This is a genomic window from Streptomyces sp. DG2A-72 (assembly GCF_030499575.1).
Taxonomy (GTDB): domain Bacteria; phylum Actinomycetota; class Actinomycetes; order Streptomycetales; family Streptomycetaceae; genus Streptomyces.
The window spans coordinates 9,775,369-9,801,046 of sequence record NZ_JASTLC010000001.1 but is presented as its reverse complement, the minus strand read 5'-3'; the positions used below and the strand labels follow the sequence as shown (position 1 = coordinate 9,801,046).

Sequence of the window (25,678 nt, the reverse complement as noted above, 5' to 3'; positions counted from 1 at the left end):
TCGTCGGGGTCATACGACAGGTGCGTGCCGGCGGGCGCGCAGTGCGACGGTCAGTGTGTGCGGGCCGAGTCCACCGATGTAGACACGGTTCCCGGTCGTCGCGTCGGTGCCGCCCACCACGGTGTAGTCCTGTCCCGGGTCGTACCGCAGTATGTCGCTCCGGTCCGGCCCGGCCAGCGGTTCGCCCGCCTCGACACCGGCCTCGACCCGGATCTCGTCGTCACCGGCCCGGTAGGTGATCGGCCCGGTCGTCAGGCACCAGCGTCCGTCGCCGATCGGTACGGCGCCCTCCGGCACGCCGCCCGGCCGGAAGGTCAGTTCGAGGGCCCAGGGCACCCGTGGTCCGCTGATGTCGATCCGCAGGTCAGCGCCGTCTTCCCTCAGGTCCACCTCGACGCGGGTCGTGTGGGAGACCTCGTCCCGGGGCCGGTCCGGGAAGGCCATCGCGGCCGAGAAGCGTCCCTCGTCCACCAGCCGGTAGACGCCGTCGTCCCGCCTCTGGTCCGTCGGGAGCGGCTGGTAGTAGGCGGCTGTGAGGGTTTCGGTGAGCCGGTACCGGTTGTCGGCGAGCTGTTGCATTTCGGCGGCGCGGAACGGGCCCAGGTCGAAGAACCCCCGCGCCAGACGGACCGCGTCGAGGACGGCGTCGCCGGCGAACAGGCGCAGGAAGGTGGGATTGCAGGCGAGGCCCGAGCGGATGCGCCGGTGCTCGGGTACGTCGGAGCCGCCGTACACCACCGTGTGCGCGGTGGCCGAGGCGCGTGCGGCGAGGCGTGCGGTGGTGAGGTACCGGTCGCGCGGAAGTGTCTCCGCGGCCAGGGACGGCAGGGCGCGGCACAGGTCCGGGACGAGGATGGTCTCGGCGAGCAGGTCGGGGTCGTCGATGCCGCCGGCGGCCGCCAGCCGCGCCACCCGGGCGAAGTCGCCCCGGCCGGTGCGGATCGCGAGCAGCCGGTAGTGCGGCAGGTAGGGCGCCAGCGGGAACGGGTGGCTCTGGTCCTGACGTCGCGAGTGGACGGTCTCCACCGTGCCGTCCGGCCTGATCAGGTCCAGGGTCGTGGCGAGATTGCGTTCGACGGCGTACAGCAGGTCGGCGCGGCCGAGCACTTCGGCCAGCAGCAGCAGCGACGGGTTGGACACATGGGCCGCGTAGTTGGCGCTCCGTTCCGAGTACAGGCCGTCCGCGTCGATGTCGACGCCCTCGGCGAGCCACTCCTCGACGCGGTCGAGCAGCCGGTCGTCCGGGAACGACCGGTGCAGCCGGGCCAGCGCCGCGCACAGCTCCCAGCGGTGGTTCGGGGTATGCACCCCACCGGTCAGGAGACTGCCGGTGGCGGCGCCGGCGATCTCAGCGAGCGCGGCCGTGACGTCGCGCAGTTCCGGGCCCGCGTCGGCGGCGAGGACGTGCGCGTCGCACACGTCGTTGACGGTGAAGGCGGAGTCCGGCGGTGACTGCACGTTGTCGCCGCCGGCGAAGAGGCCGGTGGTGGTCTGCGTGGCCCGCAGGGCGGCGAGGTGGGTCATCGCGGCGGCGACGGCCTGCCTGCTGCCGTGCAGCGCCGAGTCCGGGGAACGGTATGCCGCGACCAGGGTCTTCACCCGGCGGGCCAGAGCGCGGTGGGTCACACCGGCGGGTTCCTCGTCGGGGCGGGCCGCCAACGGGGCGGCCTGCCGGTCGGCGGCGCGGGCCGCCGACCGGACGAACTCGTGGTCGAGCGGGGTGGGCAAGGTCAGTCCTTCAGTCCGGCATTGATGTCGGCGTTCATGACGTAACGCTGGAATACCAGAAAGACGACGATCAGAGGGATCATGGAGATGACCGATCCGCCGAGCACCACCGACCAGTTGATGTTCTGCGCCCCGACGAGGCTCTGGATGCCGATCTGCACGGTGAACTTGTTGGGATCGTTGAGCATCAGAAGCGGCCAGATGTAGTCGTTCCACCGCCACTGGAACGACAGGATGGCGAGCGTCAGCATGATGGGCCGGGAGATCGGCACCATGATCCGCAGGAAGATCGACAGCTCACGCGCACCGTCGATGCGGGCGGCCTCGATGAGCTCGTCCGGGACCGTCAGGAAGAACTGGCGGAACATGAAGCACCCGGTCGCGGTGAGCACGGCAGGGAGGATGATGCCGGCGAGCGAGTTGTAGAGGCCGAGGTCGCGGACCACCAGGAACTGCGGGGCGAGCATGACCTCGCCCGGCAGCATCGTGGTGGCCAGAATGCCGACGAAGAAGACCTTGAGCCACTTGTTGTCGTACTTGGCCAGCGCGTACCCCGTGCAGCAGCTGACGCCCACCGTCAGGATCGTCGCGATCACACACACGATGGTCGTGTTGATGAAGTACTGGGAGAAGTTGGCGCTGTCCCACGCCGCCTTGTAACCCGACACGGTGGGGTTGTTCGGAAACAGCGTCAGCGGAAGGGAGAACAGGTCTCCCGCCGGTTTGAAGGAGCTGAGGACGAACCACAGCACCGGCACCGCGTAGATGGCCGCCAGAACCCACAGCAGTGTGGTCGCGGGCACCGCGCGCCGAAGCCCACCGCTACGCCCGCCGCGGGGCCCCTTCTTGGCGACGCCCCGTACGGAATCGGCGTCGACCTTGCGCGGCATGTCTGTGGTTGTCATCGGTTCTCCACCCGCCGGTTGACCATCATCTGGACGATCGCGACGACCATCAGGATGAGCATGAGCACGAACGACGCGGCACTCGCGTAGCCGATCTGGCCCGATTTGAAGCCGGTCTGGTAGATGTACTGCACAAGCAGGTTGTTCGTCGTTCCGGGTCCGCCGTTGTTGAGGGAGGCGAACAGCGGGTACTCCTTCATCGCGTGGATCGTGTTGAGCAGGATGACGATGAAGGAAGTGGGCGCGATGCTCGGCAGTGTGATGCTGATGAACTGGCGCCACGCACCGGCGCCGTCGAGCGCGGCCGCCTCGTAGTACGACGTCGGTACGTTCTTGATCGCCGCGATGAACAGCAGCATGGAGAAGCCCGTCCAGGCCCAGGATGCCGCCACCACGACCACCATCAGCGACAGGTCCGCGTTCGACTGCCACGGAACGGCACTTCCGCCGAACTTCTCGATGAAGTAGTTGACCAGTCCGAAGTTCTCACCGAACAGCCACCGCCACAGGACGCCCACGACGATGGGCGACAGAAGCCACGGGATGAAGAAGAAGACACGGGCGACCGACACGCCCTTGGCGTGCTTGCTCACCAGCACGTTGGCGATGAGCAGCGAGAACACGAAGTTCAGCGGGACGAAGAGCACGGTGTACAGCAGCGTCCGGGTCAACGCGTCGAAGAAGGTGGAGTCCCCGAACAGGCGCTGGTAGTTGTCCAGTCCGACGAACTGGAACGCCCCTACGCCCGTGTAGTTCGTGAAGGAGTAGACGAGCCCGATCACCGCCGGCCAGAGGAAGAACAGGGCGAAGAGCACGACGTTGGCCGCGATGAGGACGAGCGGCGCAAGAGTGTACTTACTGCGGCTCCTGGGCGGGCTCACGGACACGTCCGGGGCGCGTTCTGTCATCTTCCTGACTCCGTGCTGGTGGAATGGGTTCCTGTGGGCTCGGGCCATGAGCCCGGCATCGCGTGGGGCCCGAGGCCGGGCGGCGGTGTTCTCGATCCCGCCGCCCGGGCCTGCCGGTTTACGCTCAGCCGCCGACCTGCTGGTTGTAGCCGGCCACGATGTTGTCCAGCGCCTTGTCGGCCGACTGCTGGCCGTTGATCGCCTTGCCGAGCTCCGTCTTGGTCGGGTCCTCGGTGAGGCTCTTGCCCTTCAGCACCCAGTTCGTCTGCGCGGTGTTGAAGTAGCCGGAGATCGGGGCGTAGAGCGGGATCGACTCGTTGTAGAGCTTGAACGCCGCCTGCGCCGCCTCGGACTTGAAGGGGTACTTCGGGCTCAGACCGCTCTCGACCGGCAGGAACCCGGACGCCGCGCACAGCGCCTGGTAGTGGGCCGGCTCGTACAGCCAGGACATGAACTTCTGCGCGGCGGTGGCCGCGGCGCCGTTGTTGTTGAACCCCACCATCAGGCCACCGCTGTTGACGTCGCTGGCCTGCACCGGCTGGGCGGGAGTCGGGACGCTCGCCCACTCGAACTTGTTGATGCTCTCCGCGAAGGAGGCGACCTGCCACACGCCGGACCAGTAGGCGACGACGTCACCGCTCTGGAACATGGCCGACGGGTCGGCGCCGCTGGTCCACACCGACTTCGGCATGGTCTTGTCGTCGTTCCATCCGACGAAGGTGTTCACGGCCTTCTTGGTCGCCGCGTCCACCGAGAACTTGCCGGAGGAGTCCGCGTGGACGTACTTCCCGCCCATCTCGTACACCATGGCGCGGAGCCTGGACGGGGACTGGTCGAACGTCAGGGAGTACTTGGCCTTGGTCTTCTCCCGGACCTCGTTCGCCGCCTTGATGAACTCGGTCCAGGTCCAGGTCTTCGAGGGCGAGGTCGGGTAGGAGACGCCGGCCTTCTCGAAGAGCGACTTGTTGATGAACATGCCCGACGCGGTGATGTCCGAGGGGATGGACAGCACCTTCCCGGACGAGTCCTTGGCGAGGAAGTTCGCGTTGATCTTGTTGCTCTTGTTGTTGGCGATGGAGCTGAGGTCGATCAGCTTGTTCGACCAGATCGGGTCCAGCTTCGGCACGGCCGCCACGTCGGGCAGGGAGTTCGCCTGCGCGGCGTTGCGCAGCTTCGCGTCGTAGCCGTCGTAAGGAATGTTGACGAGCTTGACGTCGACGCCGGCTTCCTTCTTGTACTGCGCCACCATCTTCTTCCAGCCCGCGTCCTGCCCCGGAACCGTGGAGATCCAGAACGTCAGCGACTTGGAGGTCCCGCCCGAGTCGGATCCGGATCCGCAGGCGGAGAGCAGCAGGGCACCTGCCGTGGCCACTGCAGCGAGGGGAACCAGGCGGCGCATACCGCCGCGGCCGAGTCGGCGGGAGCGCCGCGCACCTACATTGATCATCTTCGATCCCTTTTTCGTCGCAGGGGACGGAGCACGGCGCCGACCGAGGCGGCACGGGTGCATTTTGCAGGAAAAGTCACTTTCCGGAGGGCGCGGCCTCGCCCGGCCGCGTCTTCCTCGCGGGCGAGGATCCCCGGCCGTGGTGGCCGTCACCGCACGGGCACGCCCTCGTGCGGTTGCCGTACGTCGAGTACGGGCGGGACGCTCGCTCCAAGCCGACGTCCCGGCCGACCTAGAAAGCGCTTGTCCGGACATTGGCAGACCGAGCCGGAAACCGTCAATCCTTGGCCCCCGCGGCGTCGGTCACGGTTTGGACTCCTTGGGCGACCGCGAGTCGGGAAGCACCCACCACGGTGCCGAGATCACCGACCGTGCTGCTCACCACCTCGGTGGGCCAGCTCAGGCGCGCCATCTCGGCCCGCACACCCGGCAGCAGCTGCGGATCCGCGCCGGTGCTGCCGCCCAGGACGATCAGTCCGGGGTCCAGTACGGCGGTCACGGCGGCGGCCAGCCGGCCGATGTCGGCGGCATGACGGTCCACGACCGTACGGGCCGTGGCACGGCCCTCCTGGGCGAGGGCGAAGAGCTGCTCGGCGGTGCGGGGGCAGGACCCGTCGCCGTCCGGCCAGGCCTCGGCGGCCCGGCGCAGCAGGGAGCGGGCGCCGATGTACTCCTCCAGGGCGTCCTGGCGGGGCTCCCGGCCCTCGTCCCAGGGGTAGGGCAGCCGGGCGAGCTCACCGGCGGCGGCGTTCGCCCCGCGCAGCACCTGGCCGCCGACGACGATGCCGAGGCCGATACCGACGCCGATCCGCAGATAGCCGAAGGTGTTCCGGCCGCGGGCGGCGCCCTCGTGGAGCTCGGCGAGCGCGGCACAGTTGACGTTGTTCTCGAGGTGGACCGGCACGCCCCGGGGCAGGGCGACGGCCATGGCGTCGAAGAGGGGGCCGGCCTTGGCGGTCGCGGGCCGCTGTCCTGCGCCCCCCTCCCCCGCCGGGACATCGCCGACGGCGACGACGATGGAGCGCAGCGGGGCGCCGTCGGGCAGCGCGAAGACGGCCTCGCGCACGACGTCGGCGGCCTCGTCCCGGGAGCCGGTGGCCTGGGCGAGCAGGGTGCCGTCCAGGGCGCAGCCGCGCACCCGGGTGAGGGCGGGGCCGAGGTCGACGGCGAGCACCGCACCGGCCGCCGGTCCGAGTCCGTAGACGGCGGCGGAGCGTCCGGTGGCGCCGGAGGCGGTGCCTGAGTGTGCGGCGAGACGGGCGCTCTCCAGTTCCGCGACGGCGGAGGACACCGTCGGCTTGGACAGGCGCGCCAGGCTCGCGAGCTGCGGCCGGGTCGCCGTGCCCGCCCGGGCCAGCACGGCGAACACCGCGCTCGCGCTCTCGGTCAGGCGGGGTGGTTCCGCCACGTCGTGTTCCACAGTTCTCCCACGCGAGGTCGAGCGCCGCGCTCCGGGGTCGTACCTCTCCACGGGATGCGGCGATGGGATGCCATGACGTCACGCGTTCCCGCCCCGCGGGGCCCTCTCGGGCCCGCCCGGTGGTCGAGTGCGCGATTTCTCTTGACGCACTGTACTTCGTTAGTTAACTTCCTAACGAAGTTCACGGTACTCGCCTGCCGTGGTCCGTCAGAGGCCCGTCCCGGGGCTTCCCTAGTTCTTCGACTGCCTTTCCTCCAGACACGGTCTCGCCCGCCGTCGCAGCACAGTGCAACGACGAAAGAGGATCCGTGCAGGACGCTTCACCTTCTGGCCCTCTCGTGGTCGGTATCGACGTGGGCGGCACCAAGACGCATTTGCGCGCCTTCGCGGGCGACACCCCGGTCGCCGATCACGTCCGCTCCAGCAGTGGCTGGCGGCCGCACGACCCCGTGGCCGCCGCCGGCTGGCTGGCCGTGCTGGCCGCCGAGGCCCTGCCGGCGGGCTCGCGCCCGTCCGCTCTGGCCGTGGGCGGTCACGCCTGCGAGACATCCCGTCAGTGCGCCCAGATCCGTACCGCGCTGCAACTCCACTTCAACGCGCCCGCACTCGTCGTGGGCGACGCCGAACTCCTCGTTCCCGCGGCGGGCCTGGACAAGGGCGTCGGCCTGGTGGCCGGCACCGGTTCGGTCGCGGTGGGGCGCTTCGCCGACGGCCGCCCCGTCCAGGTCGGCGGCTGGGGCGCGGTCCTCGGGGACGAGGGCGGCGCCGCCGGTCTCGTCCGCGAGGCCGCACGCGCCGTGTGGGCGGCCCATGACCGCGGGGAGGAGCCCGACGCCCTCGCACTCGGTCTCCTCGCCTCCTTCGAGGTCGCCGAAGTCCCGGCGATCGGGGCGGCACTGGAAGCCGCCAAGGACATCTCCGCCGAGTGGGGCCGGCACGCCCCGGCCGTGTTCACCGCCGCCGAGGCGGGCTCGCCGCTCGCCCGTGCGGTGATCGCCGACGGCGGCCGGTCGCTGGCCGCGCTCGTCGAACGGCTTGCCGAACGCGGGGTCGTGGTGGACGACGTGGTGGTGGCGGGCAGCACCGTCCTCGCCCAGCCCGTCCTGTACGACGCCTTCACCTCCGCCCTCACGGACAGGGTACCCACAGCCAGGCCACAGCCGCTGCGGGTGCCGCCGGCCGAGGGGGCCGTGGCGCTGGCGCGTTCACTTCTGTGACACCTGCCGGACGCCGGGCCCACCCTCGTCCGACACAACTCGCCCGTAGATCTTCGCTCGTAAGCCTCATGGGGCGTCGCACGACTCGTGCATCCTCCCCGCTCCACGGGCTGTCATCGCACGACATCCCCGGCCGAACGGCCGAAGAACTCACGAGAGGCAGCAGCATGCCGTCATCCGCCGGGCCCCGGTCCACCGCGCCGGTCAGTGAACTCGCCGCGAACAGAAGGGGATTCCTCCGAACTTCCCTCGGTGTCTCGGCCGGTGTTCTGGCAGCGCCCACCTTCGCGGCGTGGCTCGGCGCCGCGGACGCGAAGGCCGCCACGACCGCCGCCGCGTTCGTCGACGACTACAAGACCAACGTCACGGCGAACCTGACACCCGAGACCAACGCGGTGGTCCGCGCCCTCGGCGGCTTCGCGAAGGTCTGGAAGACCGGCGGCGCCTGGAACACGGGCATACCGCTGATGCCCGAGGTGCTGCGCGCCAACATGCGCTACTGCGCCCGCGTCACGGCCACGCGCACGGACGCCCAGGCGAAGGACGCCTTCCTCTACGACCGCCAGCACCAGAGCTACTCGGTGATCGGCGGTCTCGGTCCGCTCGCGGAGCTGTACAAGTCGGGCGCCAAGGCGGTCACGTCGATCACCAGCGCGCCGGACGGCACCCCGGCTGCGAAGATCAGCGACACCCTGCCCGCCGACGCTCCGGCCGGATCCGCGCTCGGCGCCGGGTCGTACGACTCGGAACTCGGCCAGGTGGCGAAGCTGGTCGACACGGTGCGCGGCCCCTTCGCCTCCAGCAACCCGGCCAAGTTCGCCTTCCAGTACCCGCGTCCGTGGCGCATGAACGAGGACAGTGAGGTCGTCGACACCGGGAAGAAGGACGCGTTCGGCTTCCCCGTCTACGAGTCGGACGTGATCGTCGCGCCGCAGCTGCTGCGGCAGCGCGGCGAGACCCCGGCCGAGGACGGCGGCTTCCCCAGCGGCCACACCAACGCCATTCACCTGGCCGCCCTGGCCTTCGCGTACGCGGTGCCCGAGCGCTTCCAGGAGATGGTGACCCGCGCCTTGGAGCTCAGCCACACCCGCATCGTGTCGGGCATGCACTCCACCGTCGACGTCATCGGCGGCCGCGTCATGGCCACCGCCCTGGCCGCCGCCGCCCTCGCCGACCCGGCGAACGCGCCCTTGAAGAAGGCGGCACGGGCTCAGGCCCTGGCGTACTTCCAGGAGCAGACCGGCACGACGGCCGACACGCTGTACACCTACGCGCACTCGGCGGGCACGGACACCGACCCGTATGCGGACCGTGCCGCGAACGCCTGCACGGTCAAGCCGAAGTTGACGTACGTGCTGAAGCGGTGCGGCGGCAACCGGCCGCTCACCGTCCCGAAGGGCGCTGAGGTGTTGCTGGAGACGCGGCTGCCGTACCTCGACGCGAAGCAGCGGCGCGAGGTGCTGCGGACGACCGCGCTGCCCTCGGGCTACGTCCTGCTGGACGGCTGGGAGCAGTGGGGCCGGCTCAACCTGTTCGCGGCGGCGGACGGTTACGGTGCCTTCGACTCGGACGTGACCGTCACGCTGGACGCCTCGGCCGGCGGCTTCGGCGCGGCCGACAGCTGGCGCAACGACATCGACGGCGACGGAGGCCTGACCAAGCGCGGCACCGGGACGCTGACCCTGACCGGCCACAACCGGTACACCGGCGGGACCGTGCTGGCGGACGGTGTCCTCGTCGCCGCCTCGGCGCACGCCCTGGGCCACGGCGAAGTGCGGGTCACCGGCGGCACCCTGCGGGTGGCCACCAAGTCGACGGTGAAGGTCCACGGAACGTACGCGCAGGAGTCGGCCGCGCTCCAGGTGACGCTGCGTTCGGGTCGCGGCCCCGCCCTGGAGGTCACGCGGCGCGCGGTGCTCGGCAAGGGCAGCTCGCTGTCGCTGCGGCTCGACGCCGACAAGCCGCCGGCCGCGGGGAGCACGGTGCGTGTGGTCGGCGCTCGGGCGCTGCGCGGCCAGTTCGACCGCGTGGAGCTGAACTCCGACACGCTGCGGGCCGTACCCGTCTACACGGCGGATGGTCTGTCGGTACGACTCTTGAAGCGGTAGCGCCCTGACGTGGCGGGAGCTGATGCAGAGTAGCCCCATGAGGCGGCTCTGGATCACTCCCGTCACCGCGCGGCCGGTGTCACCGCGGGGCGGATGATGGCGCGCGAACAGCGGGAACTGGTCCTCGATCCCGGGACGGAGGGACACCCTCAGCCGTCCGTGACGGCGGTGGCCTCGCCACGTCCGTCGCGCAGGCGCCTGCTGGTGCCGCTGCTCGTGGTCGTGCTGCTCGCCCAGATGGCCGTGGCGATGGTGACCACCGCGGTGCAGCAGACGCCGACCATCGACGAGCCCGTGTACGTCGGCACGGCCGCCGTCTATCTGCACGACCACAGCCTGCGTTACAACCCCGAGCATCCGCCGCTGGGGAAGCTGGTCGTCGGCGTCGGTGTGGCGCTCGCCGATCCGCACGTCGACCGGCCCCTGCCGAGCGATCAGGGCGTGATGGGGCGGCATCTGCTGTACAAGTCCGGCAACGACCCGTGGCAGCTGATGTTCTGGGCCCGCCTTCCGGTGATCGCGCTGACGCTGCTGTTCGGGCTGGTCGTATTCGCCTTCGCCCGTGAACTCGTGGGCGCGGCGGGCGGTTTGACCGCGCTCGCGCTGTACGCCCTCTCCCCCGATGTCATCGCCCATGGCTCCCTGGCCACACTCGACGTACCGGCGGCCGGTTTCCTGCTGACCTCGGTGTGGCTGCTGTGGCGGGCACGGGTGCGGCCACGGCTGTATCTGCCGCTCGCCGGGGTGGCGTTGGGTGCGGCCCTGGCGACGAGGATGAGCGCGCTGGCGGCGGTTCCGGTACTGGTGGTGCTCGCCGGGGTGTCGGTGTGGACAGCCGAAGCGAACGGGCACCGGGCGGGCGCGTGGAACGACCGTCGCAGGGCACTGCTACGCGCCACTGCGGGTGCGGGCGTGCTGGCGCTGGCCGCGATCGCCGTCGTATGGGCCACCTATCTGGCCGTCGACCCGCGGCTGCGCTGGACGCCGCAGCAGCATGTGCCGGCGGTGGGAGGACTGCGGGGGCTGCTGGTCGATCTGCTGCCGCTGCCGGAGGCGTACCGGGACGGTATGCGCATCCAGTTCGGGCTGGAGACCCGGCCCTGGGAGAGCTTCCTGTTCGGGCGGGTGTACACGGGGTCGCTGTGGTACTACCTCCCGGCGGCGCTGCTGGTGAAGACGCCGCTCGGCATGCTCGTGCTGTGGGCGGCCGGCGCCGTCGCACTGCTGACGGTACGGCGGCTGCGGCCCGCGGCGCCGTATCTGCTGCTCGCCCCCGTCGTCCTGTCGGCCGTGGCCATGGAGGGGGCGCGGGACTTCGGCACGCGGTACGCCGTCTTCGTGCCGATGTTCCTCGCGGTGACGGCGGCCGGTGTCCTGGCACTGCGGTGGCGGTGGCGGTTCGTGGCGACGGGCGCGCTGGTGCTGTTCGTGGCGGTCAGCTCGCTGCGGACGTTTCCCTACTATCTGCCGTATTCCAACGAGGCGTTCGGCGGGCCCGCGAAGACGCATCTGCGGCTGCACGACTCCAATGTGGACTGGGGCCAGGATCTGGGCCGGCTCGCGGACCGGCTGCGGGAGCGCTATCCGGGTGAGCGGATCTGGCTGGTGTACAAGGGCAGCGGGGTGCCGTCGTACTACGGCATCGACGCGACCGATCCGCGCTCGGTGCCCGCCCGTGAGGTGCGCGGGCTGCTGGTCGTGTCGGACTCCAAGGTCGCCAAGGCGAAAGGGCGGCTGACCGAGTTGATCGACAGCAGTCGTCCGATCGACGAAGTCGGTCATTCGATCACGATCTACCGACGGTGATCGTTTTGGGGCGTCTGAGCTATGTTGAACGACTGTGGGAGACAAAGGAGGCGCACAGGTGCCATCGCCGCAGCAGGCACGTGCACAGGCATCCGCGATCACCTCGGGCAAGTCGGCTCCGGAGGCGGAGGCCGCTCCGAGTTCCCAGCTCAGGACGCTTTTCGACCGGCCGCGACTGTCGCCGGGACAGCGGCGTATCGCCCAGTACCTGATCGAGCACATCACCGAAGCAGCGTTCCTTTCGATCACCGATCTCGCCGAGCGGGTGGGCGTGAGCCAGCCTTCGGTGACACGTTTCGCCGCGGCGGTCGGCTTCAGCGGTTACCCCGCGCTACGGGAGAAGCTCCAGTCGATCGCGCTCGGCACGCTCGCCGGCGGCCCCCCGGCGGCCGAGGAGAACCAGGGCAACGAACTGCAGGCGGCCGTTGACGCCGAGATCGAGAACCTGGAGAACCTGCGCCGGGACTTCGCCGACCCCGACCAGGTGATCGACACCGGTCGCAAGCTGTCGGAGTCGACGCCGCTGACCGTCCTGGGCCTGCGCATCTCGGTGTCCCTGGCCGAGTACTTCGCGTATGCGGCCCGCCGGGTCCACCCGGACGTACGGCTGGTGACGCGGGGCGGCAGCGTCGCCTACGACGCACTGCTCCAGTCCCGTGAGGCGGGCGGCACGTGGGTGCTGGCGTTCTCCATGCCCCGGCACGCGCAGGAGACCCTCAACGCCGTACAGGTCGCGCGCACCGCCGGATTGAAGGTCGCGCTGATCACGGACCTGGCGCTCGGACCGGTGGCCGACGAGGCCGACGTCACCTTCGCCACCGGCACCGGCTCCCGGCTGGTCTTCGACTCCTACGCCGCGCCCGGTGTGATCGCGGCGGCGCTGCTGCAGGCCATGACCGACGCCGATCCCGAGCGCACCCAGGCCCGGCTCGAGAAGTACGAGCAGATCTCCGACCAGCACCAGTTCTTCCTCAGGGACTGAGCGCGGACCCGCCCACGGCACGCCTCACAGAGGTCACAAGGGCACGAATCAGCCCAAACTACGCATGAATGTTTTCATGCGTCTTGCAAAGCGGACGGCATATATAAATACTTCACACCCGAGCGCCCGAAGCCGCCGTCTCCTACCCGCGTCGGCGCCCAGGGTGTTCGAACGGGCATCGCCTGCGCGAGCGCCCGCGGCGGCCCCGGCCATCCCCTGGGCCGGGGCCGCCAAAACCGTCGGACCACCCCTCACGACGCCGCACACCCGGAAGCGATGATCATGCCCTTGACGACCACGCGCATCAGCCCGGACTGGCCCTGCCAGGTCAAGACCCCCGGCAGCTACGACTGGGAGCGCTCGGCGGCCAAGTGGCTGCGCGAACTGGTGCCGGCCCGCTACGCCAGCTACCCGGCCCTGATCCGCCACCCCGTGTTGCTCGCCCGGCATGCGCAGATCCAGGTCCAGCACGAGATACGCGTCGCCCGCACCGCCCTGCAGACCGCGCGCGCCGATCTGCCCGCACTCGGTCTGCCGGAGTCGGTCATCGAGCACACGATCAAGCTGTACGCGGCGGAGGTCCTCCAACTGCAGCACATCGCGCGCAGCGTGCGGGCGGTCACCCATGCCCTGGTGGACACCTCCGCGCGCTGACCGCCGGACGGCAGGGGCAGGCTCAGCCGGTGCCGGTACGGGATTCCAGGTCCCGGCGGGTGTCGTCGCCGTAGACGCCGGTCTCGTCGCCTCGGATGCCGTACCAGAGCTGGAAGCGGGCGACCGCCTCCGTGAGGCCGGCGTCGTACTGACCGCTGGTGGAACCGTCCTGGTAGACGTTCGGGATGCGCAGCAGCCGCTCCTGGAGGTCGGTCACCTCGGGTCCTGACGCTCCTTCGCGGAGGGTGCCTGCGCCGTCGGGGTCGACTGCCGCACCGCCGCCCGGGGTGGGCGGGGCGGCGGACGTAGGAGGGGCGTCGGGTGTGGGGGCGGCCGTGTCGGCGTCGCTGCGGTCGTTCCGGTCGGGGAGCAGGAAGGCGCAGCCGAAACCGACGACGGCGGCAGCGGCCACGGCGACCGCCACGGCGGCGCGGCGTCGCCCCACTCCGCGACGGCCGGGGCCCGTGGCGCTGTGCGCCTCGTCGGCGCGGACAGGTGGGAGTTCCTGGGTCGAGTCCTCGGATCCGGGCTGCGGCGCCGGCACGGGCAGGGTCTCGTAGCCGCCGGTTCTCGGCGGCAGGTCCTTGAGCAGTTCGGCGAGGGCGTCGGTGCGGCGGGGGCGCACGACGCGTACCGGTTCCAGAGGTGGCCGGTCGTCGTGCGGCTGCCGGGGTTCGGACGGTGTCGGCACCGCTCTTCTCCTTCCGTCCCGTGCGCTGGGGTCCGGGCGGTTTCCCGTGGAGTGATACGTGGCAGCCGCACCGGGAGTTCAGCGGGCCCCGCAGCGCCTTCTCAGCCGATGGTGACGACATGCGCCCAGGGCGGCGGGGCTTCCGGGATGTAGTCGGGATTCCTCTCGTTCACGGCGTGGGCGGGGCGGGGGAAGAGACCGACGATCGTGCGGCAGGGGGGCTGCACGGAGGGCCATGGCGTCTGACCGTCCGTCAGGGCGACGATGACGTCCGGACGGTGTCGTGAGCGGAGCGCCCGGGCGAACCCGGAGCGCAGATCCGTTCCCCCGCCGCCGACCAGGGCGATGTTCTCGGCGCGGCAGAGCGGGACGGCGACCCCGGCCGCCGCGTCGCAGGAGATCACCGAGACCAGGTCGCGCCGCCCGCCCACCGCCCGCGAGATCGCCGCCACCTCCAGCAGCGCGCTGCCCAGCTCGGCGTCGCTCACCGACCCGGAGGTGTCGATCACGACGCAGACCCGGGGCGGCGTGCGGCGCAGGCTGGGCAGCAGCACCCCGGGGACACCGGCCGACCGCCGGGACGGACGACGGTAGCTGTGGTTCTCGCCCACCCCCGGCGCACCCGCCGCCGAACGGACCGCCGCCCCCAGCAACTGCCGCCACGGCTGCGGCGGATGGAACGCCTCGTCCGCCCATCGCCGCCACCCGTCCGGCGCTTCGCCCGGTCGGCCCTTGATCCCCTCTGCGACCCGGAAGCGGACCGCGTCCCGCTGCTGCCTGCTCAGCCCGTGTGCCCCGTCCGGCCCCAGCTCCCACGGCCGGTGCTGCCCGTCGGCACCACTGCCGCAGTCCAGCCATGCCAGGTCCGCGGCGAACCCGGTCATCGACGCCGTCCGCAGGTACTCCTCCATCAGCAGCCCGTCGGGCAGCCGCAGCAGCGACGGCAGTACGGCACCGGCGGGCCGGGGCAGGCCGTCGCCGTATATGTCGTCGTTGATCTCGAAGTCGGCGGCGATGTTCCGCCGTAGCCTCTCGCCCGGCCCTTGCTCCCCGTGCTCCCGCGCGTAGCGCTCGCCCCGCGCGTGGTGGTCCCGGAGGAGGTGGGAGACCTCATGCACCCAGACGCCCGCCAGCTCCTCGACCGGAGTACGTGCCACGAAGCCGGGGGAGACATAGCAGCGCCAGTGCGCGTCGACCGCCATCGTCGGCACCGACCGGTCCTCCACCACGTGCAGCGCGAAGAGGGCGGCGGCGAGGTAGGGGCGGACCTTGACCGCGTGCAGGCGGGCGGCCAGCAACTTCTCCATGTCCAGCGGGAGTCCACGGTCCGGCTCACCCGCTCCGGCCAACGGCCGCGGCAGCGTGGCCCGCACCGGGTGCGGTGGCGGAGGAGGGGGCATGGGCCGCGGAAGGGGGCGCCGCCTGGCTTCCTTCATCGGCCCGCCTCGACCCGCGCCACCGACCGGTCCGCCCGATCGGCGACGCCGACGACCGCGGTCAGCCGTTCCACTGCCTGCGGAACCTCCCAGTCGTCGCGGCGCAGCGCGGCCAGTGCCTTGGCCGGGGCGACCAGCAGGTCCGGGGTGCCGGTCTCCAGGGCGCGGACCAGCACCGCCCAGCCCGCCTCCCACCGCTCCCGCTCCGGCCGCGCCCCGACCGCGGCCACCACCGCCTCCAGCGCCGCCTGACGCAGATCTCCCCGCACCGGCAGCTCGGCGGAGGCCGGATCGGCCAGCAGCGACTCCGGGTCCGGCAGATCCATCCGGTCCAGATGAGCGAGGAGTTCGAGCCCCGGCCCGTCCCCCACCGCACCCCGCACCAGCAGCGCCAGCACCTCCCGGGAGACGGAGGCAGCCGTGCCGAAGGCCAGCAGGGTCAACGCGGCCTCCCAGCTCCGGGGCGAAGGCCAGGCGCCGCCGCGCCGCGTCTCGGTGCTCGGCAGCCGATGGATCAGCGTCGGCCTGGCTTCCAGGAAGCCGCAGACCGCGCGCCGGGCGAACCCCACCGCCTCCGGTAGCCGCTCCGGCACCAGCCGGGGCAGCTCGGCCCGGGGCCAGACCCCGCCCAGCCCGCGCACCACCACCTCCCGGTCGTGCACCCAGTTCAGATGAACGAACCGATTGGCCAGCGGCGGGCTCAGCTCCCACCCGTCCGCCGCCGACGCACGCGGATTGGCGGCGGCCACGATCCGCACCCCCGGTGGCAGTTGCAGCGCACCGACCCTCCGCTCCAGGACGACCCGGAGCAGTGCCGCCTGGACGGCCGGGGTGGCGGTGGAGAGTTCGTCCAGGAACAGCAGCCCCCGTCCGGCCCGCACGAGTTCCACGGCCCACTGCGGCGGCGCCATCGGCACCCCCCGCACCGCCGGGTCGTCGCCCACGATGGGCAGCCCGGAGAAGTCGGACGGCTCGTGGACACTGGCGATCACGGTCGTCAGCGGCAGGTCGCGAGAGGCGGCGAGCTGGGTGAGGGCCGCGGTCTTGCCGATGCCCGGCTCGCCCCAGAGCAGCACGGGCAGGTCGGCCGCGACGGCCAGGGTGAGCGCTTCGAGCTGCTCGTCGGGGCGCGGTTCGGTGGTGGTCGTCCGCAGGAGGCTCAGGAGGTCGTCGGCCAGGGCGAGGTGGGTGCCGGTTGCGGAGGCACCGGCGCCGGCGCGGGCGGATGCGGACGTGCCGGCGGCCGGAACGGGTGCGGGCAGGACGGTGCTGAAGGTCATGGGCATCACCTGGGGTGGGTCAGGGGACGGGACGGCCCGTCCGGGATGTCGTGGGCGTGCGGCGCGCAATGCGCGGTGCGGGAAAGGGACTTCGGTGAGGGCAGCCGGTCAGCAGGTCAGGCCGGTGCGGGGCCGGGCTCGGCTGCTCCGCTTGCGGCGCGTCGCGGGCGGCGTACGGCGGTCGAGCCGGGGACGGTGGCCCGCGTGCCGCACGCCCGTGGCGGTCCCGTCTCCGGCGGCGCCCGTACCGGCCAGCCCCGAGCGGAAGAGCCCGTGGTCGATGCGGCGGGCCGCGGCCGACTCCAGTGCCTCCCGGAGCGGTCCGTCGCGCAGGACCGCACCGGGACCGAGCAGCCCCTCGACCACGGCCAGTGCCCCGGCGACGTCGCCGTGGCCGAGCCGCTCCCGGACCGCGGGCAGTGCCTCCGGGTTGCGGTGCACCGCGTCGATCGCCCGCAGGCAGGGCAGAGCCGGTCCGCCGAGGGCCACCAGCAGCTCTTCCCGGCGTAGTTGAGCCGGGTCGTGATCGATCGCCGTCAGCACCCCCTCCCGCAGCGCGATCCGGTGGACCTCGCCCCGGCACCGCACCCGGTGCGGATCGCGGGGGTCGGGTCCCGGTGCCCGGCCTGGCACCGTCAACGTCACCGTCACCGAGCCGGACGCCTCCAGTGCCGAGGCGACGAGCGGATGCAGCCGCTCGGCCGTGACCAGCCCGGCCCGCAGCAGTTCCAGATCCGGAAGGACCCGGGCCGCGACCTCCGGCAGTACCGGAAGCGCCGCGACCTCCTGCGGCGTCACCGGCTCACGCAGCGGCCGGAGCGTCGGGGCATGGCTTTCGTCGGGGGCGACGAGTTCGAGCACGGCACGTCTGCGCGCACCGAGCCGCACGGTGAAGGCCCCGCGTGGGAGCCCTTCGGCCCGCAACAGCGACTCCGCCTCGGCAGCCCAGCCGGCCACCGCCCACGGGCCGTCGCCCGCATCGCACCGACGCGCCAGTTCGCCGCTCAGTCCGGCATCCCAGAGATGCCGGTGCAGGTCGAGCCGGAAACGCCGGTCGGGATGCGGATGCGGATGGTGCCCGGGGGCGCCGGTCCCGGACCCTTCCCACAGGGCCAGCGACATACGCTGTCCGGCGTCCGCCCAGGCCGGCGGTGTACGCACCACCAGCTGCACCGGCGTGGCGCCCGAACTCCGGTAACGGGCCAGACAGATGGTGAGGCCGGGTCGGAGCCGTCCGTCGGGGGCGACCCGGGGCATGTGCCAGCGGAGCAGATCCGGTGCCAGCCGGCGCAGATCCGCACGAATGTGGGTGACGAGATCGATGCCGTGGCGGGCGCGCACGGCGTGCAGATCGAGATCGACGTCGACACGGGCGGCGGCGCAGGCCCCCGCCCAGTCACCGACGGCACGCCGTGCGGTCGCGGTCTCGATCATGGACGGTGGCACGGCGTACTCGCGCACGCGCTGCCACATCAGCAGGTGGGACGGAATCTCATTCGCGAAGTGATGTGCCATCAGCACTCACCTTGCGCGAATGATTCCCCCAATCCGTACGAGGAGAAGGTCTTCATCGCCGCCACCGTAACTGCCGCGATGTCGATCTGTCAGCCATTTTTTCGGAGCGCACTCAGTTCCCCCTCCGCAGCGCACTGAGTGCCACGCCTCGGGGTCGAGTGCTACGTTCCCGACCATGAGCTCCACCGTGAAACCGCCCATGCGGGACGCCCTGGTCGCAGCGGCCTTCCAGCTGTTCCTGGAGCGGGGCTACGAGCAGACCACCGTCGACGACATCGTGGCGCTGGCCGGGGTGGGGCGGCGCTCGTTCTTCCGTTACTTCCCCTCGAAGGAGGACGTGGTCTTCCCCGACCACGAACGGTGCCTGGCGGACATGACGGCCTTCCTCGCCGCCAGTGGCGAGGACGACGAGCCGGTGCGGCGGGTCTGTGACGCGGCCCGGCTGGTGCTGCGCATGTATGCCGAGAACCCGACCTTCTCGGTGCAGCGCTACCGCCTCACCAAGAAGGTCCCGGGGCTGAGGGCGTACGAGCTGTCCGTGGTGTGGCGCTACGAGCGCGCCCTCGCCGAGTATCTGCGCGGACGGTTCGCCGGCCGGCGGGACGGGACGCTGCAGGCCGACGTGATCGCGGCGGCCGTGGTCGCGGCGCACAACAACGCCCTGCGCTCCTGGCTGCGTTCGGACGGACAGGACGACGCGGACTCGGCCGTGGACCACGCCCTCGGGTACGTGCAGTCCGCCTTCGGCACCTCCCCCGCTCCTTCCGTCCCGCTCGCGGGCGAGCAGCCGGAGGACGTCGTGGTCGTCGTCTCCCGCCGGGGCGCGCCCCTGTGGCGGGTCGTCCAGGAGATCGAGTCCACGCTCGGACGCGACTGATCCACACCCCTTCCACATCCAGGGGCACTCAGTACCTTTACGTGTGGCACTGAGTGCCATACGCTGAGGCTGTGCACGGTGGCACGGTGAACCGGGCACGTGCGTGCACGGGCGACCCGCGCACGTGGGATTCCGGCCGAGTGCAGGGAGTTGACCAGCGTGTACCACCACTCAGGAAGCGTTGCTCGTCCGACAGCCGGCTCCGCGGCGGGCGTACTCGACCCCGCGGCCCGGGACGCGGATACCCTCCTCTTCCAGCGCTGCACCTGGTGCGGCACCGCCATGTTCCACCGTCTGCTCTGTCCGGTGTGCCAGGGCAGCGACCTGCGGTCAGAGCGCAGCGAGGGCGTCGGTACGGTCCGCCACTCGTCGGTGGTGCACCGCAACACCCCCGCCGCGCGCAATGTGTCCCTGGTCGAGATGGCCGAGGGCTTCGTGGTGCGCGGCCGGGTCATCGGCCCGCCGATCGGCATCCACAGCGGCGACCGGGTCCGGCTGTCGACGGCCAAGGACCCCGTCCGTGGCGAGCCGGTGTTCCAGCTGGTCGACGAGCCGTACCGGGCCTGGAGCTGACGCTCGGCCACAGCCGCTGAGAGCTCCGCCGGAAGTCCGGTGTGTCGGCCGCGGGTCCGTCGTGGCTGGTCGCTCCCCCACTCTCGGCTTCTCCCCACTCTCGACTTCGCTCGAGCGGGGGGACCCCTATCGCGGCGGAGCCGCACATTGATACAGCCCCCGCGCCCCTTCGGGGCGCTGCCGAACCCGCACCGGACTTCGCCGGACCCGCTCAGGACTCGCCGTACAGACCGGGTATCAGGTCCCGCACGGTCACCGGCCGCCCCGTCTCGAAGCATGAGTTGGCGGCGAGCCCGACCGCCAGAGCCAGCGCTCCGTCCCGTTCCGTGGCCGGCCGTGCCGCAGCCACGCCGCCGGTCACCGGATCCCCGGGGCGGACCGGACCGAAGAGCGCGGCCAGCATGCGCGGGTCTCCCCCGCCGTGGGCCTCGTGCGCGCTCTCCACGTCGATCTCCTTCGGCGGCTGCCACAGCGGACGCAGGGTGAGCCGTACCCCGCCCGCGTGCTCGGCGGCCGTGTCCCCGTGCAGGGCGCCGGTGTGGGAGGCGATCCGGGTCACCGGCGGCTGCCAGTTGCTCTCCTCGACCTCGAGTTCCAGGCGGCCGGCGCTGCCGTTGAACATGACCCGGTAGCCCTCCCACGGGGAGTAGGCCGTCAGGTGGTACGTCATCGTGGCGCCCCGCAGGTAGCGGACGAGGACGGCCATGTCGTCCTCGATGGTGATCGGCCCGCCGAAGACGTTGCGGTCGCGGAGGTAGCCGTCGTCCTGTTCCGCGTCGAGATAGAGCGCGCGCAGGGTGTCGTTGGCCGCGAGGTCCAGGGCGAAGGGGTCGTCGGCCGCCGCCGCGGCGCCGTGGGCGCGCTCGTACTCCCGGCGCAGTCCGTGACGGGCGCCCGCCTCATGGCCGTAGAAGCCGAGCCGGCCGTAGCCGAAGACCTCGGCGGGCTCGTCGGTGAGCCACCAGTTGACCAGGTCGAAGTGGTGTGAGGACTTGTGCACCATGAGTCCGCCGCTGTGCCGCTTCTCCCGGTGCCAGCGGCGGAAGTAGTCGGCGCCGTGGCGTACGTCGAGCAGCCACTCGAAGTGGACGGACAGGATCTCGCCGATCGCACCGTCGGCGAGCAGGGTGCGCACCTTCTCGTGCACGGGGTTGAAGCGGTAGTTGAAGGCAACGGTGAGGGAGTTGCCCGTCTCCCGGACGGTGTCCAGGATGCGGGCGCAGCGCTGTGCGTCGACGGTCATCGGCTTCTCGGTGACGACCCGGCAGCCCGCCTTCAGTGCGGGGACGATGTAGCGGTCGTGCTCGGCGTCGACGGTGGTGACGACGACCTCGTCGATGTCCTCCTTGGCGAGGAGATCGGTGAACCGCTCGGGTTCCCACTGAGTGGCGGGCGGCTCGCCTGCGCCGGTCAGCAGCCGGTTGTGGAAGGCCATCCGGGTGGGGTTGGGGTCGCACAGGGCGACGACCCGGTGGCCGGGGCGTTCGGCGAGGGCGCGGGTGAAGGTCTGGGCGCGGTGGCCGGTACCGACGACGGCCGCGCGCAAGGGAGTTGATCGGTTCATGATCAAGCCCTTTCCCGCCCACCGTCCCGGCCAGTCCTGAGCCAACTCCTGCTTCCCACCCTCCACTTGTCCCTCGTCACAGGCAACCCACAGACCCCACACGCCGTCCTTCGTGGCGTGAGGGCCGTCCGGAACAGCCGGAGTGCCCGAGCCCAGGGCGGAGGAGGACAACGTTGTTTCGTGCCCGGCGAATATGGGTGACCGCTGCGGCGGTGCTCGCAGTGGTGGGGGCATCACCAGGATTGGCGCAGGCGCAGCCGACCGGAGCACCCCGGCTCTCGGTGTCGGCGGACCTTCCACCGGGCTGGCAGGTCACCGGTGAGGGCAAGGACCGGCAGTTGGTGTGGCGGTCGGCCGAGCCGGTGCCCGTGGGGGACTCACGGGTCGAGTTCTACGACGGCGACCGGCTGCTGGGCAGACCGGTGCCCGGCAGGGACGGCCGTACGTTCCGGCTGGACCTCGACGCCGTACCGCTGAAGTCCGCGAAGGACCTTCAAGTCCTGTCCGGCGGGCGGCGGTTGGACGCGACCGGTGTGGCAGAGGAGGGGCGGCAGGACCGGCGTTCCCCGGCGGTGGCGAACCCGCCGGCCCCCCTGCCGGCCAACTCCGTCGACCCGGGCAAGCCGGGCTCGTACCGGACGGTCACCGGCGAGTACAAGCTCGACTCCGTGAAGCTGCCCGACTTCCCGGAGCCCGTGGAGATGCAGGCCGTGGTGGTGGCACCGGACGGAGCCACCGGCAAGCGTCCGCTCGCGCTCTTCCTGCACGGCCGTCATGGCACCTGCTACAAGCCGGGCAGTGAGGACGCGACCGGCGACTGGCCCTGCCCGTCCGGCATGAAGTCGATCCCGAGCTACCGCGGCTATCTGCACGACCAGAAGCTGCTGGCCTCGCAGGGCTATGTGACGGTGTCGATCTCGGCCAACGGCGTCAACGGCCAGGACTTCGCGGCCGAGGACGGCGGCGCGCAGGCCCGTTCGTCGCTGGTGCGGCAGCACCTCGCCCGCTGGGCCGACTGGGCCCAGCACCCGGACGCGGCCCCGGCGATCGTGCGCAAGGCGCCGAAGACGGACCTCTCGCGGGTCCTGCTGGTCGGGCACTCACGCGGCGGCGAGGGCGTCAACCGGGCCGCGATGGACAGCCTCTACCCGCCGCCCGCCCAGCAGGACGGCTACCACGGCCGGGTGCGCTGGCACATCCGCGGCACCGTGCTCATCGGCCCGACGATCTTCGGCCAGAACCCGGTCCCCGATGTGCCGTCCCTGACGATCCTGCCGGGCTGTGACGGCGATGTCTCCGATCTCCAGGGCGAGTTGTACGTCGACGGCACCCGCGGCGTCAGCCGGGGCAGCGCGCTGCACAGCGCCGTCTACGTGGTCGGCGCCAACCACAACTTCTTCAACAGCGAGTGGACGCCGGGCCAGGCCCAGGCGCCCGCGGACGACGACTTCTACGACGACGAGGAGCAGCCGGACCCGGTGTGCTCGCCGGGCACCCGGACCCGGCTGACGGCCGACCAGCAGCACAAGGCGGGCGCCACGTACATCGCGGCGGCGGCCAGGCTGTTCGTCGCCGGCGACGACCGGGTACGGCCGCTGCTGGACGGCTCGGGCAAGCGGGCGCCTTCGGCGGACCCCGCGCGCGTCCTCACCCACGCGGTCGGCGCGAACCGCCGTGCCGGATTCCTGCCGGACGGCAAGGTCTCCGTCACGGGCGGGAAGCTGTGCTCCGTCACCGACCCCGATCCGGCCGTGACCTGCCTGGGCCGTGAAACCGCGGGCGCCTCCCCGCACTTCGCGTCCTGGGGGGCGGGACCGGAGTCCGGGCGCCGGGCGGTGGCGCTGCGCTGGTCCGAGCCGGGGTCCGCGGCCCGGGTGCGGACCGACAAGCCGCTGTCTCTCGGCGGGGCCAAGGGGCTGACGCTGCGCGTGATCGTGCCGCCGAACACCACCGGCACACAGCTGGACGTGGCCGTGAGCGACACCTCCGGGCGACGGGCCGCTCTGGGCCGGGTCCGCGTGGACGGGCTGCCCGGCAGTGACCGGACCGCCTCGTACTGGGCCCGCGAGGTCCGCGTGTCCCTGGCGGCAGCCGGCCGCGCCGGTCTCGATCTGCGGCACATCAACTCCCTGCAGCTGACGCCGCGTTCCGGGTCCGGGAAGGCCTGGCTGATGGACGCCTGGGGCTGGCGCCCCGGCACACCCGCGGTCCGCGAGGCCGCGCTGCCGCGCGTCGACGTCGGCCGCCTCACCGTCGACGAGGGCGACTCGGGCGTGCGGACCTACCGGGTGCCCGTGCGGGTGTCCGGCCAGGGCAGCGGCCAGGTCCGGGTGTACGTCGTGGACCCGGACACCGGGAACAGCGAGGAACGGCTCGTCACGGTACGGCCCGGCGGCAACGACATCGACGTGCCGGTGAAGGTCGAGGGGAACACCCGCTTCTCGTACGACGTGACGCACGACGTGCTGGTGAAGGCGGTCCGGAACTCGGTGATCGGCTCGTACCTGGGCGGCGTGACCGCGGCCAACGACGACCCCGCGCCGACGATCGGTGTCACGCCGGTCGCCGACCGGGTGTCCGAGGGCCGGCCGCTGAAGTGGCGGGTGACCCTGTCCGAGCCCGCCGACACGGAGATCTGGCCCCTGTTCCGCGTGGAGCCGGTGACCGCAGGCGCCGAGCTGTCCACGAAGGACGTCGACCCGCAGTGGCTCCAGGAGTACACGGGTGAGTCGCCGGACCCGGAGCGCCCGCTCTCCCGGTTGGGGCTCTACCTGTGGGTGGACATCCCGGCGGGGCAGACCTCCGTCGACGTGTCCCTGCCCACGATCAAGGACACGGCGACCGAGCCCGAGGAGTCGGTGCGGTTCCGGCAGGCCGACGACTTCGGTGAGCCGCAGGGCGACGGGGCGGTGATCAGCGGGACGGTGCTGGACGCGTCCTAGTCGGCCACCTCAAGGCGTCGGCGTCACCCGGATGCCGACGGTCCCCTTCAGGCCGCGCCTCACCCTGCTGCCGAGCAGGGTGAGGCGCCCGGCGATGCCGTACTTGCGGGCGAGGAGCGCGCGGTATCGGGCGGTGGTGGCCTCGTCGCAGATCTCGGCGGTGGCCGGAATCTGGTCGCCGGTCGGGTTCCCGCGCAGATCGCAGGGGCCGACGAGGACATCGCCGCGCGCCCGGATCCGCTTGACCTTCCAGGAGTCGGCGACGGTCCAGACGCCGAGCGTGTCCCCGTCGCGCACCACCCACACCGGGGTGGCGACCGGGGTGCCGTTCCTGCGATAGCTGGTGATCAGCAGGTACTTGCCCGCACCGAGCCGCTCCAACGCCGTGTCGTCCATGACCGGCGAGTCTAGGCCGGTCACCTCATCCCGAGGCCGCCGCCATCCGTCGTATCGCCTCCTCCAGCACCTCCGGCGACGTCGCCAGATTCAGGCGTACGTGTCCCGCCCCGCCCGTGCCGAAGGGGATGCCCGAGTTCAGCGCCACGCGCCCGCGCTCCAGGAAGACCTGCGCCGGGTCGTCCCCGAGACCGAGCGGGCGGCAGTCGAGCCAGGCGAGGTAGGTGGCCTCGCCCGGGCGGTAGCGGATCGCGGGGAGGTGCTCGGTCAGCAGGTCGGCGAGCAGGCGCCGGTTGTCGTCGAGGCCGGCGAGCAGCGCGTCCAGCCAGGCGGTGCCGTCGCGCAGGGCCGCGGTGTGGGCGATGACGCCGAGGTGGCTCGGGCCGTGACTGACCTCCTCGGGAAGCCGGGCGAGGTCTGCGGCGGCAGCGGGGCCGGCGATCGCGAGCGCGGCCTTGAGCCCGGCCAGGTTCCACGCCTTCGACGCCGACATCAGCGACAGGCCGTCCTCGCCGCCCGGCACGCTGAGATACGGCACGAAGTCGACGCCGCCGGCGACGAGCGGCGCGTGGATCTCGTCGGCGACGACGCGCACGCCGTACCGGTCGGCCAGCCGGGCGATCGCGACCAACTCGTCGGCGGTGTGCACCGTGCCCGTCGGGTTGTGCGGGCTGCACAGCAGGTAGGCGGCGCGTCGACCGTCCGTGACCGCCTGCCGGAAGACCTCCTCCAGCGTGCCGAGGTCGATCCGCAGGTCCGCACCCAGCGGGGCCTGAAGCACCTGCCGGTCCATGTGCTCCACGAACTGGAAGAACGGCGGATACACGGGTGGATTCACCACCACCGGATCCCCGGGGCCGGTGACCAGTTTGATCATCTCGACGACGCCCAGCATCACATCGGGCACGATCGCGGTGCGCTCCACGGCGAGCCCGTCCCAGCCCCACCGCTTGTCGGCGAAGTCGGCGAGCGCCTCGGCGTAGGCGGTGCCCGCGGGATAGCCGGTGTCTCCCAGCGTGAGCGCGTCGGTGATCGCGCGGACGACGGGTTCGGCGAGCGGCACGTCCATCTCGGCCACCCACAGCGGCAGCACGTCGTCGGAGTAGGTACGCCATTTCATGCTCGTACGGCGTCGGAGACGGTCGAGAGTGAGGGCATGCAGCGGATTCGGTTCACCGGACGTTCCGTGCGGGATCCTGGTCATGGAGCACAAGATAGGGGGCTGTGGC

At 71.6% G+C, this 25,678-nt stretch carries 20 protein-coding genes; 8 read left to right on the top strand and 12 right to left on the bottom strand.

Annotation, left to right across the window (positions count from 1 at the left end; genetic code table 11):
* Positions 1-9: 9 nt before the first annotated feature.
* From QQY66_RS46390 to QQY66_RS46370, 5 genes are all read right to left on the bottom strand, one after another.
* Complete coding sequence (locus QQY66_RS46390; protein WP_301986519.1) at positions 10-1,728, bottom strand: hypothetical protein; 1,719 nt, start codon at positions 1,726-1,728, stop codon at positions 10-12.
* Between the two features lie 2 nt (positions 1,729-1,730).
* Positions 1,731-2,633: a carbohydrate ABC transporter permease gene (locus tag QQY66_RS46385; protein ID WP_301986518.1), complete on the bottom strand. Its 903-nt coding sequence runs from the start codon at positions 2,631-2,633 to the stop codon at positions 1,731-1,733.
* Positions 2,630-3,541, bottom strand: coding sequence for a carbohydrate ABC transporter permease (locus tag QQY66_RS46380; protein WP_301986516.1), 912 nt, complete (start codon positions 3,539-3,541; stop codon positions 2,630-2,632). Before QQY66_RS46380 ends, QQY66_RS46385 begins: the two co-directional genes overlap by 4 nt.
* A gap of 124 nt (positions 3,542-3,665) precedes the next feature.
* The gene (locus tag QQY66_RS46375; protein WP_301986514.1) at positions 3,666-4,988 is read right to left on the bottom strand and encodes an extracellular solute-binding protein; all 1,323 of its coding nucleotides are present in this window, start codon (positions 4,986-4,988) and stop codon (positions 3,666-3,668) included.
* Between the two features lie 277 nt (positions 4,989-5,265).
* Complete coding sequence (locus tag QQY66_RS46370; RefSeq protein ID WP_301986512.1) at positions 5,266-6,396, bottom strand: ROK family transcriptional regulator; 1,131 nt, start codon at positions 6,394-6,396, stop codon at positions 5,266-5,268.
* A 320-nt stretch (positions 6,397-6,716) separates the two neighbouring features.
* Here QQY66_RS46370 and QQY66_RS46365 point away from each other — a divergent pair, with 320 nt between their 5' ends.
* The 5 genes from QQY66_RS46365 (at position 6,717) to QQY66_RS46345 (ending at position 13,175) form a co-directional block, all read left to right on the top strand.
* Positions 6,717-7,625, top strand: a complete 909-nt coding sequence (locus QQY66_RS46365; protein ID WP_301986511.1) for an N-acetylglucosamine kinase — start codon at positions 6,717-6,719, stop codon at positions 7,623-7,625.
* A 167-nt stretch (positions 7,626-7,792) separates the two neighbouring features.
* The gene (locus tag QQY66_RS46360; RefSeq protein WP_301986510.1) at positions 7,793-9,733 is read left to right on the top strand and encodes a phosphatase PAP2 family protein; all 1,941 of its coding nucleotides are present in this window, start codon (positions 7,793-7,795) and stop codon (positions 9,731-9,733) included.
* A gap of 93 nt (positions 9,734-9,826) precedes the next feature.
* Positions 9,827-11,539 (top strand): phospholipid carrier-dependent glycosyltransferase, encoded by a 1,713-nt coding sequence (locus QQY66_RS46355; RefSeq protein WP_301986509.1) that lies wholly within the window; start codon positions 9,827-9,829, stop codon positions 11,537-11,539.
* 58 nt (positions 11,540-11,597) lie between these two features.
* Positions 11,598-12,521 carry a MurR/RpiR family transcriptional regulator gene (locus QQY66_RS46350; RefSeq protein WP_301986507.1) on the top strand — a complete coding sequence of 308 codons (924 nt, stop codon included), beginning with the start codon at positions 11,598-11,600 and terminating at the stop codon, positions 12,519-12,521.
* A 276-nt stretch (positions 12,522-12,797) separates the two neighbouring features.
* Complete coding sequence (locus QQY66_RS46345; protein WP_210570190.1) at positions 12,798-13,175, top strand: hypothetical protein; 378 nt, start codon at positions 12,798-12,800, stop codon at positions 13,173-13,175.
* 22 nt (positions 13,176-13,197) lie between these two features.
* Here QQY66_RS46345 and QQY66_RS46340 read toward each other — a convergent pair whose 3' ends face one another.
* The 4 genes from QQY66_RS46340 to QQY66_RS46325 all read right to left on the bottom strand — a co-directional run bounded on the left by QQY66_RS46340 (position 13,198) and on the right by QQY66_RS46325 (position 18,097).
* The gene (locus QQY66_RS46340) at positions 13,198-13,866 is read right to left on the bottom strand and encodes a peptidoglycan-binding protein (protein ID WP_301986504.1); all 669 of its coding nucleotides are present in this window, start codon (positions 13,864-13,866) and stop codon (positions 13,198-13,200) included.
* 101 nt (positions 13,867-13,967) lie between these two features.
* Complete coding sequence (locus tag QQY66_RS46335) at positions 13,968-15,173, bottom strand: VWA-like domain-containing protein (protein ID WP_367667100.1); 1,206 nt, start codon at positions 15,171-15,173, stop codon at positions 13,968-13,970.
* Between the two features lie 125 nt (positions 15,174-15,298).
* Positions 15,299-16,582 (bottom strand): sigma 54-interacting transcriptional regulator, encoded by a 1,284-nt coding sequence (locus tag QQY66_RS46330; protein WP_301986501.1) that lies wholly within the window; start codon positions 16,580-16,582, stop codon positions 15,299-15,301.
* 108 nt (positions 16,583-16,690) lie between these two features.
* Positions 16,691-18,097 carry a hypothetical protein gene (locus QQY66_RS46325; protein ID WP_301986499.1) on the bottom strand — a complete coding sequence of 469 codons (1,407 nt, stop codon included), beginning with the start codon at positions 18,095-18,097 and terminating at the stop codon, positions 16,691-16,693.
* 199 nt (positions 18,098-18,296) lie between these two features.
* Here QQY66_RS46325 and QQY66_RS46320 point away from each other — a divergent pair, with 199 nt between their 5' ends.
* Both QQY66_RS46320 and QQY66_RS46315 read left to right on the top strand, forming a co-directional pair.
* The gene (locus tag QQY66_RS46320; protein ID WP_301987722.1) at positions 18,297-18,974 is read left to right on the top strand and encodes a TetR family transcriptional regulator; all 678 of its coding nucleotides are present in this window, start codon (positions 18,297-18,299) and stop codon (positions 18,972-18,974) included.
* Positions 18,975-19,133: 159 nt separating this feature from the next.
* The gene (locus tag QQY66_RS46315) at positions 19,134-19,547 is read left to right on the top strand and encodes a Zn-ribbon domain-containing OB-fold protein (protein ID WP_301986497.1); all 414 of its coding nucleotides are present in this window, start codon (positions 19,134-19,136) and stop codon (positions 19,545-19,547) included.
* A 211-nt stretch (positions 19,548-19,758) separates the two neighbouring features.
* On the opposite strand, the gene QQY66_RS46310 is transcribed toward QQY66_RS46315, so the two are convergent.
* Complete coding sequence (locus QQY66_RS46310) at positions 19,759-21,111, bottom strand: Gfo/Idh/MocA family protein (RefSeq protein ID WP_301986495.1); 1,353 nt, start codon at positions 21,109-21,111, stop codon at positions 19,759-19,761.
* A 173-nt stretch (positions 21,112-21,284) separates the two neighbouring features.
* Between QQY66_RS46310 and QQY66_RS46305 the strand changes: the two genes are divergently transcribed.
* Positions 21,285-24,053: a hypothetical protein gene (locus QQY66_RS46305; protein WP_301986494.1), complete on the top strand. Its 2,769-nt coding sequence runs from the start codon at positions 21,285-21,287 to the stop codon at positions 24,051-24,053.
* A gap of 9 nt (positions 24,054-24,062) precedes the next feature.
* On the opposite strand, the gene QQY66_RS46300 is transcribed toward QQY66_RS46305, so the two are convergent.
* On the bottom strand, positions 24,063-24,449 hold the full coding sequence (locus tag QQY66_RS46300; protein ID WP_301986493.1) for a PPOX class F420-dependent oxidoreductase: 387 nt from the start codon (positions 24,447-24,449) through the stop codon (positions 24,063-24,065).
* 25 nt (positions 24,450-24,474) lie between these two features.
* Positions 24,475-25,653, bottom strand: coding sequence for a MalY/PatB family protein (locus QQY66_RS46295; RefSeq protein ID WP_301986491.1), 1,179 nt, complete (start codon positions 25,651-25,653; stop codon positions 24,475-24,477).
* Positions 25,654-25,678 lie beyond the last annotated feature (25 nt).